This window comes from Gemmiger sp. An50 (genome assembly GCF_002161595.1).
In the GTDB taxonomy this organism is placed as follows: domain Bacteria; phylum Bacillota; class Clostridia; order Oscillospirales; family Ruminococcaceae; genus Allofournierella.
The window spans coordinates 256,797-273,277 of the sequence record NZ_NFID01000002.1 but is presented as its reverse complement, the minus strand read 5'-3'; the positions used below and the strand labels follow the sequence as shown (position 1 = coordinate 273,277).

Sequence of the window (16,481 nt, the reverse complement as noted above, 5' to 3'; positions counted from 1 at the left end):
GTCAAAAGTCCAAATGTATCCAAACCAGGAGGAAGTAAAAGCTATGGCAGAAAAGAAAATCACCATCCGCGAACTGATCGAAACCGGCAAGCGCAACGGCAAGCTGACCACCAAGGAGATCAACGACGCCATTGAGGAAACCGGCTTCGATGTGGAGCAGATCGACAAGCTGTATGAGACGCTGGAAGGCCACAATGTGGAGATCGTGGATGAGCCGGATGCCGATTCCGATAACTTCACCCTCACCGAAGACAGTGTGGATATGTTCGAGACCGCCCTGTCCGCCGAGGGCGTTGCCATCGACGACCCGGTGAAGGTCTACCTGAAGGAGATCGGTCGTGTGCCCCTGCTCAGCGGCGACGAGGAGATCCGCCTGGCGCTGGACATTCTGGACGGCAACAAGGCCATTGAGGAAAAGAAGGAGAAGTTCGCCAAGATCTGCGAGATCGAGGAGGACAAAGAGCTCTCCAACGACGAGCGCCGCATCTGGCTGACCCAGACCAAGGATGCGCTGCCCACCGAGGAGCGCATCGAGCTGCGCAACCTGGAGACCGCCATCCGCAAGGGCGAGCGTGCCAAGCAGCGCCTGAGCGAGGCCAACCTGCGTCTGGTGGTTTCCATTGCCAAACGCTATGTGGGCCGCGGCATGCAGTTCCTGGACCTGATCCAGGAGGGCAACCTGGGCCTGATCAAGGCGGTGGAGAAGTTCGACCACACCAAGGGCTTCAAGTTCTCCACCTACGCCACCTGGTGGATTCGTCAGGCCATCACCCGCGCCATTGCGGACCAGGCCCGTACCATCCGTATCCCGGTGCACATGGTGGAGACCATCAACAAGGTGAAGAAGGTGTCCAGCCAGCTGCTGCACCAGAACGGCCATGAGCCCACCGCCGACGAGATCAGCGAGGCGCTGGACATGCCGGTGGAGAAGGTGCGCGAGATCATGCGCGTGGCCCAGGAGCCTGTAAGCCTGGAGACCCCCATCGGTGAGGAGGAGGACAGCCATCTGGGCGACTTCATCCCCGATGAGGATGCCCCCGTGCCCGCTGAGGCTGCCAGCCACACCCTGCTGAAGGAGCAGCTGTCCACCGTGCTGGGCAGCCTGACCCCCCGTGAGGAGAAGGTGTTGCGCCTGCGCTTCGGTCTGGAGGATGGTCGTCCCCGTACCCTGGAGGAAGTGGGCCACGAGTTCGAGGTTACCCGTGAGCGTATCCGCCAGATCGAGGCCAAGGCCCTGCGCAAGCTGCGTCATCCCAGCCGCTCCAAGAAGCTGCGGGATTTCCTGGATTGATCGCCGAACGGCAGCAAACAGGCAGTAAAAGAGAAAAGGAGAACCGTATATGCTGGCGAACTGGAATGTGAATGAGGAGCAGATCCGCAAACAGCAGGAAGAGCTGAAAGCGAAGATGAATTTTACCTATGTGGGCCACGGTCCCAAGGCCACCGGCTTTTTATCCAAGGAATTCAAGCGCAAGCCCGGCCTGTATGCCCGCTGCACCACCTGCGGCTACTACATGCCGCTGGACGGCAAGGGTGAGGAGACCTGCATCTGCGGCAACCTGAAGCGCACCGAGCGGGAATTCCGCCACGAGCTGCCCGCCACCGAGATCGAGATCTTCAAGGGGCAGAAGAAATAAGTGAACATAGAAAAAGCCGTCTGGGAGTATTCCAGACGGCTTTTTTGTGTGATTTAAAAATAGGTGACCAGATCGAGTGCGGTTTCCAGCAGGTTGCGGCGTACGGTGTGCTGCCGGTCCCAGCCCCGGCTGTCCCAGGTGTCAGCGCTCAGATCGTCGCCTGCATAGAGCAGCTGAGCCAGCGGCAGGCCATGAAACTGTGCCGCCGCAAAAAAGCCCGCGCATTCCATCTCCACTGTCAGGCAGCCCTCGGCAGCCCGGCGGGCAATTTTCTCCTCGGTTTCCCGGTAAAGGGCGTCGGTGGTCCAGGTTTTTCCCTCCAGCACCGGAATCCCCAGCGCGGCAAGTCCCCGGCGGGCGGAGGCAAGGCCCTCGGCCGGGCAGGCCACCTCACGGCCGGGCTCCAGGTAGTGATAGGACGCCCCTTCATCCCGCACGGCACTCACCGGCAGGATGATCCGCCCCAGCTCCAGGCCCGGAGTCAGGCAGCCCGCGCCGCCGCAGACCACGAATTTTTCCGCGCCCAGGGCGTGCAGCTCCTCCAAGGTGCAGACCGCGCCGGGCGAGGTGGCAAAGGGAAGCGCGACGCACACCGGCTTGACATCCCGCTCCAGCCGGTAGATGGGCAGGTCCACGATCTCGGAATGAAGGTGGGCAATGGGTTTGAGACTCTGCTCCCGGACCAGCTCCTCCAGCGCCTCCCGGAAGAAGGTGATCACACAGCGCTCTGGCAGCAGGGGAGCATCCGGGCGCTCGGGGCAGAGCTTGGCCCGGCGGTCCGGGTCAAACTCCAGAATGGGGAAAGGGGAGTGGTTCATGGCAGTCGCCTCCGTTTCGTTTTGCTGTGGTATTCCTCTATTATAGAAGGCGGGGAGGGCACTGTCCAGAAAAAGCTTGCGCCGAGACGAAAAATGTGATACCATAGTCGACGCTGCCCAAAAACGGGCAGCACGCAAAACGTTTGGTTTTATTGGAAACGACACCGGAGCGGCCATGCTTTTCGTGGGGCCGCGCGGCAAACGAACAACACAGCGTTGCGGACACACAAACATCCGAGAAAACAATGTGGAGGAGTATTCGTTATGCCGAAAACCAAACTGGAAAATGTCGTATTCACCCTGCTGATGGCCTTTGTGATGGTCTATGCCATGATCTGCTACAACATCGCTTTGAATGTGGGCGGCATGAGCAATCAGGTCTTTGCCATGGCCTTTGGTGAGATGGTCATTATGTGGCCGGTGGCCTTTCTTCTGGAGTTCTTCGTGGTGGAACGCCTGTCCCAGAAGCTGGCCTTCCGCCTGGTCACGCCCGGCGTGGATAAGCCCGCCTTTGTGATCCTGGCCATCTCCTGCATGATCGTCTGCCTGATGTGCCCCATGATGAGCCTGGTGGCCACCATCCTGTTCAAGAATCCCGGCAGCCAGATCGTGGCTGTCTGGCTGCAGACTGCGGTGATGAACTTCCCCATGGCTCTGTGCTGGCAGGTGTTCTTCGCCGGTCCGCTGGTGCGCCTGGTGTTCCGGGTGCTGTTCCGACGGGGCGAGAAGGCTGCGGCAGCCAACGCATAATCAAAGACGAACGCCCGGGCAGTTCCTATAAAGGAGCTGCCCGGGCGTTCTGCATGCGGGCAGGTTTGACAAATCCACCCAAACCTGATATATTTAACTATATCATTAAAGTATAGTTATTGCGGGGCGCACCCCGCGCAGCGGGCCCGAAACCCGCGGGAAAGGAGAAGGCGTTATGCACATCACGCAGGAATCGGATTACGCCATCCGTATCATCTACTGTCTGGCAAAAAATCAAAAGCGGATGGACGCCCGTTCCATCAGCCAGGAGATGAGCGTTTCGCTGCGCTTTTCGCTGAAGATTCTGGGCAAGCTGGTGGCCAGCGGTCTGGTGGCCAGCTTCAAGGGCAACCGGGGCGGTTATGAGCTGGCACGGCCTGCCAGTGAGATCACCATGCTGGATGTGATCCGCGCGGTGGAGGGGCCCTATCAGCTTTCCCGCTGCCTGGAGGAATGCGGCGAGTGCAACCGGGGCGCTTCCGGCATCTGCGCCTTCCAGCAGGTCTTCCGGCGCATCAGCGAGCAGGTGAACCGGGAGCTGGGGGCGGTGGACTTCGCCCAGATCGTGGCCAGCGAGGAGCAGTGCCGCTGAGAATCATCAAAAACATAACACCGGCCCGGGCGTATCGCGCTCGGGCCGGTGTTTTTGAAAAAAGCGAAAAAATGGCTTGACACCGGGCTTTTTGGCCATTATACTGTTATGGTATACCATAATTGGATCAACACGCCCTAAAAAAGGCAGCATGTACAAAAAACTTGCAAAAGTTTGTGAAAGTTACACAAAATTCTGCGAGCCGCATGGCTGCCCCGGCGGGGCGTGCTCAATCATGTAAGTAGAAACAGGATAGGAGTGGAAGCTTTTTATGATGAAGGTCAAGCCCACAACCCTTGGCAAAACCGAACGCATGAGCTTTTCCCGCATCGATGAGGTTATCACCATGCCCAACCTCATCGAGGTGCAGAAGAACTCGTACCGCTGGTTTTTGGACGAGGGTCTGAAAGAGGTTTTCCGCGACATTGCCACCATTGAGGACTTCACCGGCAATCTGGCTCTGGAATTCGTGGATTACCATCTGGGAGAGCCCAAATACACCATCAAAGAGTGCAAGGAACGCGACACTACCTACGCGGCGCCCCTGCGCGTTACCGCCCGGCTGCTGAACAAGGAGACCGGCGAGGTAAAGGAGCAGGAGATCTTCATGGGCGATTTCCCGCTCATGACCGACGCAGGTACCTTCATCAATAACGGTGCGGAGCGTGTCATCGTCAGCCAGCTGGTTCGTAGCCCCGGCGTTTACTTCGGCGCCAGCTACGACAAGACCGGTAAGAAGCTGTACACCGCCACCATGAACCCCAACCGCGGCGCCTGGCTGGAGTACGAGACCGACTCCAACGATGTGTTCTATGTGCGCATCGATAAGAACCGCAAGCTGCCCGTCACTGTGCTGCTGCGTGCTCTGGGCATGGGCAGCGACGCTCAGATCCGGGAGTTCTTCGGTGAGGACGAGCGCATCCTGGCCACTCTGGACAAGGATACCACCCACAACGAGGAAGAGGGCCTGCTGGAGACCTACCGCAAGCTGCGTCCCGGCGAGCCCCCGACGGTGGAGAGCGCCCAGACCCATCTGAACAACCTGTTCTTCGACCCCCGCCGGTACGACATGTCCCGGTTTGGCCGGTACAAGATGAACAAGAAGCTGGCTCTGGCCCGCCGCATCACCGGCTTTGTGGCCGCCCGCGACATCATCGCCCCCCTGACCGGCGAGCTGCTGATTGCCGCCGGCGAGAAGATCAGCCGTGAGGCCGCCGAGGCCGCCGAGGCCGCCGGTGTATCCGTGGCCTTCATCATGGCCGACGACCGGGAGCGCAAGGTTATCACCAACGGCACCGTGGACGCCCAGAACTTCTTCAACTTCGACGTTCTGGAGTGCGGCATCAACGAGCGCGTGACCTTTGCCGAGGTGAAGGCCATCCTGGATGCCACCAGCGACGAGGCCGAGCAGAAGGAGCTGCTGGTCAAGAACCACGACCGCCTCATCAGCAAGACCGTCACCCTGGATGACATCTTCTCCTCCATCAACTACCTGAACGGCCTGGACCACGGCATCGGCGTCACCGACGACATCGACCACCTGGGCAACCGCCGTATCCGCAGCGTTGGCGAGCTGCTGCAGAACCAGTTCCGCATCGGCTTCTCCCGTATGGAGCGCGTCATCCGCGAGCGCATGACCCTGCAGGCTCAGGATATGAACGAGGCCACTCCCCAGAGCCTGATCAACATCCGTCCTGTGGTTGCCGCCATCAAGGAGTTCTTCGGTTCCAGCCCGCTGTCTCAGTTCATGGACCAGAACAACCCCCTGGCTGAGCTGACCCACAAGCGCCGTCTGTCCGCTCTGGGCCCTGGCGGTCTGAGCCGTGACCGCGCCGGTTTCGAGGTTCGAGACGTGCACTACAGCCACTACGGCCGCATGTGCCCCATTGAGACCCCCGAAGGTCCCAACATCGGTCTGATCTCCTACCTGGCCAGCTTCGCCCGTATCAATGAGTACGGCTTCATCGAGGCTCCCTACCGCAAGGTGGACAAGGAGCGCGGCGTGGTCACCGACGAGGTGGTCTACATGACCGCCGACGTGGAAGACGAGTACGTGGTGGCGCAGGCCAACGAGCCTCTGGACGAGGAAGGCCACTTCACCAAGGCCCGCGTCAATGCCCGCCGCCGTGACGAGATTCTGGAAATCGAGCGCGAGCGCGTGGACTACATGGACGTAAGCCCCAAGATGGTTGTGTCCGTGGCTACCGCCATGATTCCCTTCCTGGAAAACGACGACGCCAACCGTGCTCTGATGGGTGCGAACATGCAGCGTCAGGCTGTGCCTCTGCTGGTCACCCAGCAGCCCATCGTGGCCACCGGCATGGAGTACAAGGCTGCTTGTGACTCCGGCGTTTGCGTTCTGGCCAAGAACGACGGTGTTGTGGAGCATGTGGATGCCGACAAGATCGTGATCCGCACCAGCAAGACCACCACCGACGAGTACGAGCTCATCAAGTTCATGCGGTCCAACCAGGGCACCTGCGTGAACCAGCGCCCCATCGTGGACAAGGGCGAAGAGGTGAAGGCCGGTCAGGTCATCGCCGACGGCCCCGCCACCAAGAACGGCGAGATCAGCCTGGGTAAGAATGCCCTGATCGGCTTCATGACCTGGGAGGGCTACAACTACGAGGACGCCGTTCTGATTAACGAGAAGATCGTTCGTGAGGACGTTTACACCTCCATCCACATCGAGGAGTACGAGACCGAGGCCCGCGAGACCAAGCTGGGACCCGAGGAGATCACCCGCGACATCCCCAATGTGGGCGAGGATGCCCTGAAGGATCTGGACGAGCGCGGCATCATCCGCATCGGCGCCGAGGTCAAGGCCGGCGACATCCTGGTGGGTAAGGTCACCCCGAAGGGCGAGACCGAGCTGACCGCTGAGGAGCGCCTGCTGCGCGCTATCTTCGGCGAGAAGGCCCGCGAGGTGCGCGACACCTCGCTGCGCGTTCCCCATGGCCAGTACGGCATCATCGTGGACGTGAAGGTCTTCACTCCCGACAACTGCGACGAGCTGCAGCCCGGCGTGCGCCAGGTTGTGCGCTGCTACATCGCTCAGAAGCGCAAGATCAGCGTGGGCGACAAGATGGCCGGCCGTCACGGTAACAAGGGTGTTGTGTCCCGCATCCTGCCCCAGGAGGATATGCCCTTCCTGGCCGACGGTACCCCGCTGGACATCGTGCTGAACCCCCTGGGCGTTCCCTCCCGTATGAACATCGGTCAGGTCCTGGAGATCCATCTGAGCTACGCCGCCAAGGCGCTGGGCTGGAAGATCATGACCCCCGTATTCGACGGCGCCCACGAGCAGGACATCCGCGAATGCTACCACCTGGCCTATGAGACCAACCATGGCGAGAACGCTCCCGAGTATCCCACCAAGCTGGACAAGATCATGCGCCCGGAGATCGGCCACGTGATCGACTTCTCCAAGATCGAGCTGGATGAGGACGGCAAGAGCACCGTTTACGACGGCCGCACCGGTGAGAAGTTCGACAACCGTGTCACCGTTGGCTACATGTACTACCTGAAGCTGCATCACCTGGTAGACGATAAGATCCACGCCCGTTCCACCGGCCCCTACAGCCTGGTTACCCAGCAGCCTCTGGGTGGTAAGGCTCAGTTCGGCGGCCAGCGCTTCGGCGAAATGGAGGTTTGGGCCCTGGAGGCGTACGGCGCAGCCTACACCCTGCAGGAGATCCTGACCGTCAAGTCCGACGACGTGGTCGGCCGTGTGAAGACCTACGAGGCCATCGTGAAGGGCCAGCCCGTTCCCAAGCCCGGCATCCCCGAGAGCTTCCGCGTGCTCATCAAGGAGCTGCAGAGCCTGGGTCTGGATGTGCGTGTGCAGGATTCCAATGGCGACGAGATCGATCTGAAGCAGAACTTCGACGACGAGGAGACTGGCTTCGATACCCGCGATCTGCCCATGGGCGAGGACGTTCTGGTGGAGAACGAATTGAGCAACGATTACAGCATCGAGGACGCTGATCCCGATGCAGATGCCGGTTTCGATGAGCCGGAGGATGTTTTTGAGCCGGACGGCAGCCTGTTTGCCGACGACGGCCTGGGCCTGGACGACGAATTCTGATCAAGCCGAGAGTGGAGTGCGGCGCGCGTAAGATGCGCCGCGCTCCCAAGCCCTCATTCATCGAAACATAAGAAAAGGAAGGGTTCGTTTAATGGAATATAACGATTTCGATTCGATCAAGATCGGCCTTGCTTCTCCCGACCAGATCCGCGCATGGAGCTACGGCGAGGTCAAAAAGCCGGAAACGATCAACTACCGCACCCTGAAGCCTGAGCGGGACGGCCTGTTCTGCGAGCGCATCTTCGGACCCACCAAGGACTGGGAGTGTCACTGCGGTAAGTATAAGCGCATCCGCTACAAGGGCAAGATCTGCGACCGCTGCGGCGTTGAGGTCACCAAGTCCAAGGTGCGCCGTGAGCGCATGGGCCACATCGAGCTGGCCGCGCCCGTTTCCCATATCTGGTACTTCAAGGGCATTCCCAGCCGCATCGGCCTGATGCTGGACATCAGCCCCCGTCAGCTGGAGAAGGTGCTGTACTTCGCCAGCTACATCGTGACCGATCCCGGTTACACCCCGCTGGAGAAGAAGCAGCTGCTCAGCGAGAAGGAATACCACGAGATGCGCGAGCGCTACGAGGATGAGTTCCAGGCTGCCATGGGCGCCGAGGCCATCAAGGAGCTGCTGGCGGAGATCGATCTGGAAGAGCTGCGCACCCAGCTGCGCAACGAGCTGGAGGATGCCGGCGGCCAGAAGCGCGTTCGCATCCTGAAGCGCCTGGAGGTCGTGGAGGCCTTCCGCCTGTCCGGCAACCGCCCCGAGTGGATGATCATGGACGTTGTGCCCGTGATTCCGCCGGATATCCGTCCCATGGTTCAGCTGGACGGCGGCCGCTTCGCCACCAGCGACCTGAATGACCTGTATCGCCGGGTCATCAACCGCAACAACCGTCTGAAGCGCCTGCTGGAGCTGGGCGCTCCCGACATCATCGTCCGCAACGAGAAGCGCATGCTGCAGGAGGCTGTGGACGCCCTGATCGACAACGGCCGCCGCGGCCGTCCTGTCACCGGCCCCAATAACCGTCCCCTGAAGAGCCTGTCCGACATGCTGAAGGGTAAGCAGGGCCGCTTCCGTCAGAACCTGCTGGGTAAGCGTGTTGACTACTCCGGCCGTTCTGTTATCGTTGTAGGCCCCGAGCTGAAGATGTATCAGTGCGGTCTGCCCAAGGAGATGGCTCTGGAGCTGTTCAAGCCCTTCGTGATGAAGGATCTGGTGGAAAAGGGCCTGGCCAACAACATCAAGAGCGCCCGCAAGATGGTGGAGCGCGCCCGCACCGAAGTGTGGGACAGCCTGGAGACCGTGATCAAGGGTCATCCCGTCATGCTGAACCGTGCGCCTACCCTGCACCGTCTGGGTATCCAGGCCTTCGAGCCTGTGCTGGTTGAGGGCCACGCCATTAAGCTGCATCCCCTGGTATGTACCGCCTTCAACGCCGACTTCGACGGCGACCAGATGGCCGTGCACCTGCCTCTGAGCGTGGAGGCCCAGCGCGAGGCCCGCATGCTGATGCTGGCTTCCGGCAACCTGCTGAAGCCCTCCGATGGTGCTCCCGTTGCCGTGCCCACTCAGGATATGATCCTGGGCTCCTACTACCTGACCATGGTCAACAATGGCGACAAGGGCGAGGGCAAGGTCTTCCGCGATGAGGAAGAAGCCATCATGGCCTACAGCGACAAGGTCATCACCCTGCAGGCCCGCATCAAGGTCCGCCGCACCATGGAAGTGAACGGCGAGCTGAAGAGCAAGCTGGTGGACACTACCGTGGGCCGCATCATCTTCAACCAGCCCATCCCGCAGGATCTGGGTTACGTGGACCGCAACGATCCCGAGGCCATGTTCGGCTACGAGGTCGACTTCCAGGTCACCAAGAAGAACCTGCCCGATATCATCAGCCGCTGCCTGGCGGTGCATGGCACCAAGGCCACCAGCGAGATGCTGGACCGCATCAAGGCCCAGGGCTACAAGTACTCCACCATCAGCGGTATCACCGTTGCCGTGTGCGACGCCGTGATCCCGCCCCAGAAGCCCGAGCTGCTGGCTGAGGCCGACGAGCGGGTTTCCAAGGTCATCAAGCAGTTCAACCGAGGCCTGATCTCCAACGAGGAGCGCTACAACGGCGTGATTCAGATCTGGCAGGAGACCACAGACAAGGTTTCCAAGGCTCTGGCCGACAACCTGGAGGACCGCAACCCCATCTTCATGATGGCGGACTCCGGTGCCCGTGGTTCTATGAACCAGATCAAGCAGCTGGCCGGCATGCGCGGTCTGCTGGCCAACACCGCCGGTAAGACCATCGAGATGCCCATTCGCGCCAACTACCGTGAAGGCCTGAACATCTTGGAGTACTTCGTTTCCTGCCGTGGCGCCCGTAAGGGCATGGCGGATACCGCTCTGCGTACCGCCGACTCCGGTTACCTGACCCGCCGTCTGGTCGACGTTTCTCAGGACGTGATCGTCCGTGAGGAGGACTGCGGCGCCACCGAGGGTATCTGGGTATCCGATATCCGCGAGGGCAAGGAAGAGATCGAGAACTTCCGCGAGCGTCTGATCGGCCGTTACGCCGTGGGCGATGTGTGCAACCCCGCCACCGGCGAGGTCATCGTGCCCGAGGGCAAGATGATGGACCTGTTCGACGCTGAGAAGATCGAGGCTGCCGGCATCACCGAGCTGCAGATCCGCAGCGTGCTGAACTGCCGCGCCAAGGTGGGCGTATGTGCTCACTGCTACGGCTCCAACCTGGCCAACGGCGATCCCGTGCATGTGGGCGAGTCTGTTGGTATCATCGCTGCTCAGTCCATCGGTGAGCCCGGTACTCAGCTGACCATGCGTACCTTCCATACCGGCGGTATCGCATCTGCTGAGGATATCACCCAGGGTCTTCCCCGTGTTGAGGAGCTGTTCGAGAGCCGCCGGCCCAAGGCTCTGGCCATCATGACCGAGATTGCCGGTACCGCTCACATCGACGACAGCAAGAAGAACCGCCATGTGGTGGTTTCCGGTGTGGACGAGAACGGCGCTCCCGCTGAGAAGAGCTACCTGATCCCCTTCGGCCAGCGCATCCGCGTGACCGATGGTCAGCAGCTGGAGAAGGGCGACATGATCACCGAGGGTCATGCCTACCCCCACGACATCCTGGCCATCAAGGGTCGTATCGCCGTTCAGAACTACCTGATCCAGGAAGTTCAGAAGGTATACCGCCTGCAGGGTGTAGAAATCAACGACAAGCACATCGAGGTCATCGTGCGTCAGATGATGCGCAAGGTCCGCGTGGACGACGCGGGCTCCACCACCCTGATTGGCGGCGCTCTGGCCGACAAGATGGAAGTGGAGCAGCAGAACGCTGCTCTGATGGAGCGCATCGCCGCCGGCGAGGAGGGCCTGAAGCTGGCTCAGTACACCGACGTGCTGCTGGGTATCACCAAGGCTTCTCTGTCCACCGACAGCTTCCTGTCTGCCGCTTCCTTCCAGGAGACCACCCGCGTGCTGACCGAAGCCGCCATCAAGGGCAAGGTCGACCCGCTGATGGGCCTGAAGGAGAACGTCATCATCGGTAAGCTGATCCCGGCCGGTACCGGTCTGGACGAGGTGGAGAACGAGCTGATCCGCCGCGAGCAGGAGGAGAACGGCATCGTTCCCGAGATCGCTGACCCTGCTGAGGAAGTGCTGGAGCCGGTCGCTGAGACCGCCGCCGAATAAGCGTTTTCTTTCGGCATCCGCTTTGTTTTTGCAAGTGCCGCCCCGTTTCGGGGCGGCACTTCTTTTGCGAAAACCGCTGTTTTGAAGCGGTAAGGGGCAGGGAATTGACCTTTACAGGCGTACAAAATAAAATTTCAGTGAATCAACCAAGTTTTTTTCGAAAATACTGTTGACATACACAAAGCTTGTGTGTAAAATAAAACTGTTGCGCGGCTAAGGCGCAACTATGCCTGTTTGATGTTATGGCGGCTTGCCGCTTTAACATAAATAATTTGAAGAAAGGAGAACAAAATGCCTACTTTTAACCAGCTTGTACGCAAAGGCCGTGAGGTGTCTGTCCGCAAGTCTACCGCTCCTGCTCTGCAGAAGAGCTACAACTCTCTGGACAAGTCCTACAGCGACGCTAACAGCCCCCAGAAGCGTGGTGTATGCACCGCTGTTCGTACCATGACCCCCAAGAAGCCCAACTCTGCTCTGCGTAAGGTAGCCCGTGTAAAGCTCACGAATGGTATTGAGGTAACCTCTTACATTCCTGGCATCGGCCACAACCTGCAGGAGCACAGCGTAGTACTGATTCGTGGCGGCCGTGTTAAGGACCTGCCCGGTGTTCGTTACCACATCATCCGTGGTACTCTGGATACCCAGGGTGTGGCCAACCGTAACCAGGCCCGCTCCAAGTACGGCGCGAAGCGCCCCAAGGCCGGTGCTAAGAAGTAATTAACGTTTACCCCGCCATCAAAGGCGTCTTTATATAAGACCTCTTTGTATGGCACAACGGGAGTTTATTGCTTTCGAGTACCGATGATATCATTCTGTGAAGGAGGGAAGAAAGATGCCTAGAAGAGGTAACATTGCTAAGCGGGACGTTCTGGCTGACCCGCTGTACAATTCCAAGATGGTGACCCGCTTGATCAACAGCATCATGCTGGACGGCAAGAAGGGCGTCGCTCAAAAAATCGTTTACGATGCTTTCGAGATCGTAAAGGAGAAGTCCGGTAACGATCCCCTGGAGATGTTCGAAAAAGCTCTGGAGAACATCATGCCCAGCCTGGAAGTTAAGGCCCGCCGCGTTGGTGGTTCCACCTACCAGGTACCTGTTGAGGTTCGTGCCGAGCGCCGCGAGACCCTGGGTCTGCGCTGGCTCACCGCTTACTCTCGCGCCCGCAGCGAGCGCACCATGCGCGAGCGTCTGGCCAACGAGATCATGGATGCCGTGAACAACACCGGTAACGCCGTGAAGAAGCGTGAAGACACTCACAAGATGGCCGAGGCCAACAAGGCTTTCGCCCATTACCGTTATTGATCCGCCCTGTATATATAGGAGGTTAATATGCCAAGAGACGTTTCTCTGGAAATGACCAGAAACATCGGCATTATGGCGCACATCGACGCCGGCAAGACCACCACCACCGAGCGTATCCTGTATTACACTGGTGTTAACCACAAGATCGGTGAAACGCACGATGGCGCGGCTACCATGGACTGGATGGCGCAGGAGCAGGAGCGTGGTATTACCATCACCTCTGCTGCGACCACTTGCTACTGGAGCCACACGGAGCTGCTGGGCGATCCCGCCAAGGCCAAGAAGAACCGGCATCGGATCAACATCATCGACACCCCCGGCCACGTGGACTTCACCGTTGAGGTAGAACGTTCTCTGCGTGTTCTGGACGGTTCTGTTACCGTTCTGTGCGCCAAGGGCGGCGTTGAGCCCCAGTCCGAGACTGTTTGGCGCCAGGCCGACAAGTATCACGTACCCCGCATGGCTTACGTGAACAAGATGGATATCATGGGCGCGGACTTCTACCGCGTTGTGAAGATGATGCGCGAGCGTCTGAAGTGCAACGCTGTGCCCATCCAGCTGCCCATCGGCAAGGAAGACGAGTTCAAGGGCATCATCGATCTGATCGATATGCAGGCGGACGTCTACTACGACGATATGGGTAAGGATATCCGCGTGGAGCCCATCCCCGAGGATATGCGTGAGCTGGCCGAGCAGTATCGTGCCGAGATGCTGGAGGCGATTGCCGAAGGCGACGAAGAGCTGATGATGAAGTACCTGGACGGCGAGGAGCTGACCAAGGAAGAGATCAAGAAGGCTCTGCGTAAGGAAACCATTGCTAACACCGTGGTTCCCGTTACCTGCGGTACTTCCTACCGCAACAAGGGCGTTCAGAAGCTGCTGGACGCTATCGTGGATTACATGCCCGCGCCCACCGATATCGAGGATATCAAGGGCGTTGATCCCGAGACCGGCGAGGAGACCAGCCGTCCTTCCGACGACAACGCTCCCTTTGCCGCTCTGGCATTCAAGATCGCGACCGACCCGTTCGTTGGTAAGCTGTGCTTCTTCCGTGTATACTCCGGTATCGTGGAAGCCGGCACCACCGTTTACAACTCCGTAAAGGACAGCAACGAGCGTATGGGCCGCATCCTGCAGATGCATGCGAACCATCGTCAGGACATCGAGGTCTGCTACGCCGGTGATATCGCCGCCGCTGTTGGCCTGAAGAACACCACCACTGGTGACACCCTGTGCGATCCCAAGCATCCCGTCATCCTGGAGAGCATGGAGTTCCCCGAGCCCGTTATCCGCGTTGCCATCGAGCCCAAGACCAAGGCTGGTCAGGAGAAGATGGGCATTGCGCTGAACAAGCTGGCTGAAGAGGACCCCACCTTCCGTACCTGGACCGACGAGGAGACCGGCCAGACCATCATCGCTGGCATGGGCGAGCTGCATCTGGAGATCATCGTTGACCGTCTGCTGCGTGAGTTCAAGGTAGAAGCCAACGTGGGTGCTCCCCAGGTTGCTTACCGCGAGTGCATCCGCCGTGCGGCCAGCTCCAACACCAAGTACGCCCGTCAGTCCGGTGGTAAGGGCCAGTACGGTCATTGTATCATCGACATCGAGCCCAACGAGGCTGGCAAGGGCTACGAGTTCATCAACGCCGTTGTTGGCGGTGATGTTCCCAAGGAGTTCATCCCCGCGATCGATCAGGGTATCCAGGGCGCTATGAAGGCCGGTATCCTGGCCGGTTATCCGGTGGAGGACGTGAAGGTCACCCTGAAGGGCGGTTCTTACCATGAGGTCGACTCCTCTGAGATGGCCTTTAAGATTGCCGGTTCTATGGCGTTCAAGGACGCTATGGCTAAGGCAGACCCCGCTATCATGGAGCCCATCATGAAGGTTGCTGTTATCGTTCCCGACGAGTACATGGGCGACGTTATCGGTGATCTGAACTCCCGTCGCGGTCAGATCCAGGGCATGGAGGCTCTGTCTGGTTCTCAGCAGATCAACGCCTTCGTTCCCCTGTCCAACATGTTCGGTTACTCCACCGACCTGCGTTCCAAGACCCAGGGCCGCGGTCAGTATTCCATGGAGCCCAGCCACTACGCTGAGGTACCCAAGAATATTGCCGAGAGCATCATGGCTGGCCGCAACAAGGAGTAAATAAGACCAAAGATTTGCCGCATGGGCTGATCCATGCGGCAAATCATCAAAAATCTCTTGATTTTTGACGTTGGTTTTAGTATTATAACCTTAGGCTCTATGGTTTAAAAAAAGGAGGACAATTAAAATGGCAAAAGCTAAGTTTGAGCGCAGCAAGCCTCATATTAACATTGGCACCATCGGTCACGTTGACCACGGCAAGACCACTCTGACCGCCGCTATCACCAAGGTTCTGGCGATGAAGGGCGACGCCGAGTTCACCGATTACGCCAACATCGATAAGGCTCCCGAGGAGCGCGAGCGTGGTATCACCATCAACACCTCTCACGTTGAGTACGAGACCGACAACCGTCACTACGCTCACGTGGACTGCCCGGGCCACGCCGACTACGTTAAGAACATGATCACCGGTGCTGCCCAGATGGACGGCGCTATCCTGGTGGTTTCTTCCGCTGACGGCCCCATGCCTCAGACCCGCGAGCACATCCTGCTGTCCCGTCAGGTTGGCGTTCCCTACATCGTTGTTTTCATGAACAAGGTTGACCAGGTGGACGATCCCGAGCTGCTGGATCTGGTTGAGATGGAGATCCGCGATCTGCTGAGCGAGTACGACTTCCCCGGCGACGACACCCCCATCATCAAGGGTTCCGCTCTGGCCGTTCTGGAGAGCACCAGCACCGACATCAACGCTCCTGAGTACAAGTGCATTCTGGACCTGATGGACGCTGTTGACAGCTACATCCCCACTCCCGATCGTATGGCTGACAAGCCCTTCCTGATGCCTGTTGAGGACGTGTTCACCATCACCGGCCGCGGCACCGTGGCTACCGGTCGTGTTGAGCAGGGCCAGATCAAGGTTGGCGAGGAAGTTGAGATCGTTGGCCTGAAGGACGAGAAGAGCAAGACCACCGTTACCGGTCTGGAGATGTTCCGCAAGCTGCTGGACTTCGCCGAGGCTGGCGACAACGTTGGTGCTCTGCTGCGTGGCGTTCAGCGCTCCGACATCGAGCGTGGCCAGGTTCTGGCTAAGCCCGGCAGCATTCATCCTCACACCAAGTTCCAGGGTCACGTTTACATCCTGAAGAAGGATGAAGGCGGCCGTCACACCCCCTTCTTCAACAACTACCGTCCTCAGTTCTACTTCCGTACCACCGACGTTACCGGCGTTATCACTCTGCCCGAAGGCACCGAGATGTGCATGCCCGGCGACAACGTTGATATGAACGTTGAGCTGATCACCCCCATCGCCATGGACGAAGGCCTGCGTTTCGCTATCCGTGAGGGTGGCCGTACCGTTGGTTCCGGCGTTGTTTCCAAGATCTACGAGTAATCTTTGATTCTCTGATTTTGTGAGCTTCAAAGCCCCCCGCTGTTAAAGCGGGGGGCTTTTTTACGCTGCTGTGTGCTGTGTTTTGAAAAAAGAAAGACTCCCGTGCCGGTTGAAGCATGGGA

The 16,481-nt window shown here is 59.2% G+C and carries 11 protein-coding genes; 10 read left to right on the top strand and 1 reads right to left on the bottom strand.

Annotated features, from left to right (window positions below; translation table 11 throughout):
- Positions 1-43 precede the first annotated feature (43 nt).
- Both rpoD and B5G03_RS03435 read left to right on the top strand, forming a co-directional pair.
- Positions 44-1,291: an RNA polymerase sigma factor RpoD gene (gene rpoD, locus B5G03_RS03440; RefSeq protein ID WP_087180366.1), complete on the top strand. Its 1,248-nt coding sequence runs from the start codon at positions 44-46 to the stop codon at positions 1,289-1,291.
- 49 nt (positions 1,292-1,340) lie between these two features.
- Positions 1,341-1,637 (top strand): hypothetical protein, encoded by a 297-nt coding sequence (locus B5G03_RS03435; protein WP_087180365.1) that lies wholly within the window; start codon positions 1,341-1,343, stop codon positions 1,635-1,637.
- A gap of 53 nt (positions 1,638-1,690) precedes the next feature.
- Here the strand turns inward: B5G03_RS03435 and B5G03_RS03430 are convergent, their stop codons facing one another.
- Entirely contained in the window at positions 1,691-2,455 is a 765-nt protein-coding gene (locus B5G03_RS03430) for a nucleoside phosphorylase (RefSeq protein WP_162613318.1), read from the bottom strand.
- A gap of 264 nt (positions 2,456-2,719) precedes the next feature.
- On the opposite strand from B5G03_RS03430, the gene B5G03_RS03425 reads away from it, so the two are divergent.
- From B5G03_RS03425 to tuf, 8 genes are all read left to right on the top strand, one after another.
- A complete protein-coding gene (locus tag B5G03_RS03425; protein WP_087180363.1) occupies positions 2,720-3,205 on the top strand; it encodes a DUF2798 domain-containing protein in 486 nt (161 codons plus the stop codon).
- Between the two features lie 175 nt (positions 3,206-3,380).
- Positions 3,381-3,797, top strand: coding sequence for an RrF2 family transcriptional regulator (locus tag B5G03_RS03420; RefSeq protein WP_087180362.1), 417 nt, complete (start codon positions 3,381-3,383; stop codon positions 3,795-3,797).
- Positions 3,798-4,068: 271 nt separating this feature from the next.
- Positions 4,069-7,884: a DNA-directed RNA polymerase subunit beta gene (gene rpoB, locus B5G03_RS03415; RefSeq protein WP_087180361.1), complete on the top strand. Its 3,816-nt coding sequence runs from the start codon at positions 4,069-4,071 to the stop codon at positions 7,882-7,884.
- 91 nt (positions 7,885-7,975) lie between these two features.
- Entirely contained in the window at positions 7,976-11,578 is a 3,603-nt protein-coding gene (gene rpoC / locus B5G03_RS03410; RefSeq protein ID WP_087180360.1) for a DNA-directed RNA polymerase subunit beta', read from the top strand.
- A gap of 291 nt (positions 11,579-11,869) precedes the next feature.
- Positions 11,870-12,295 (top strand): 30S ribosomal protein S12, encoded by a 426-nt coding sequence (gene rpsL / locus B5G03_RS03405; RefSeq protein ID WP_087180359.1) that lies wholly within the window; start codon positions 11,870-11,872, stop codon positions 12,293-12,295.
- A gap of 115 nt (positions 12,296-12,410) precedes the next feature.
- Entirely contained in the window at positions 12,411-12,881 is a 471-nt protein-coding gene (gene rpsG, locus B5G03_RS03400) for a 30S ribosomal protein S7 (protein WP_140401627.1), read from the top strand.
- Positions 12,882-12,908: 27 nt separating this feature from the next.
- Positions 12,909-15,029: an elongation factor G gene (gene fusA, locus B5G03_RS03395; protein WP_087180357.1), complete on the top strand. Its 2,121-nt coding sequence runs from the start codon at positions 12,909-12,911 to the stop codon at positions 15,027-15,029.
- A gap of 127 nt (positions 15,030-15,156) precedes the next feature.
- Positions 15,157-16,359, top strand: coding sequence for an elongation factor Tu (tuf, locus tag B5G03_RS03390; RefSeq protein ID WP_087180356.1), 1,203 nt, complete (start codon positions 15,157-15,159; stop codon positions 16,357-16,359).
- Positions 16,360-16,481: the final 122 nt, after the last annotated feature.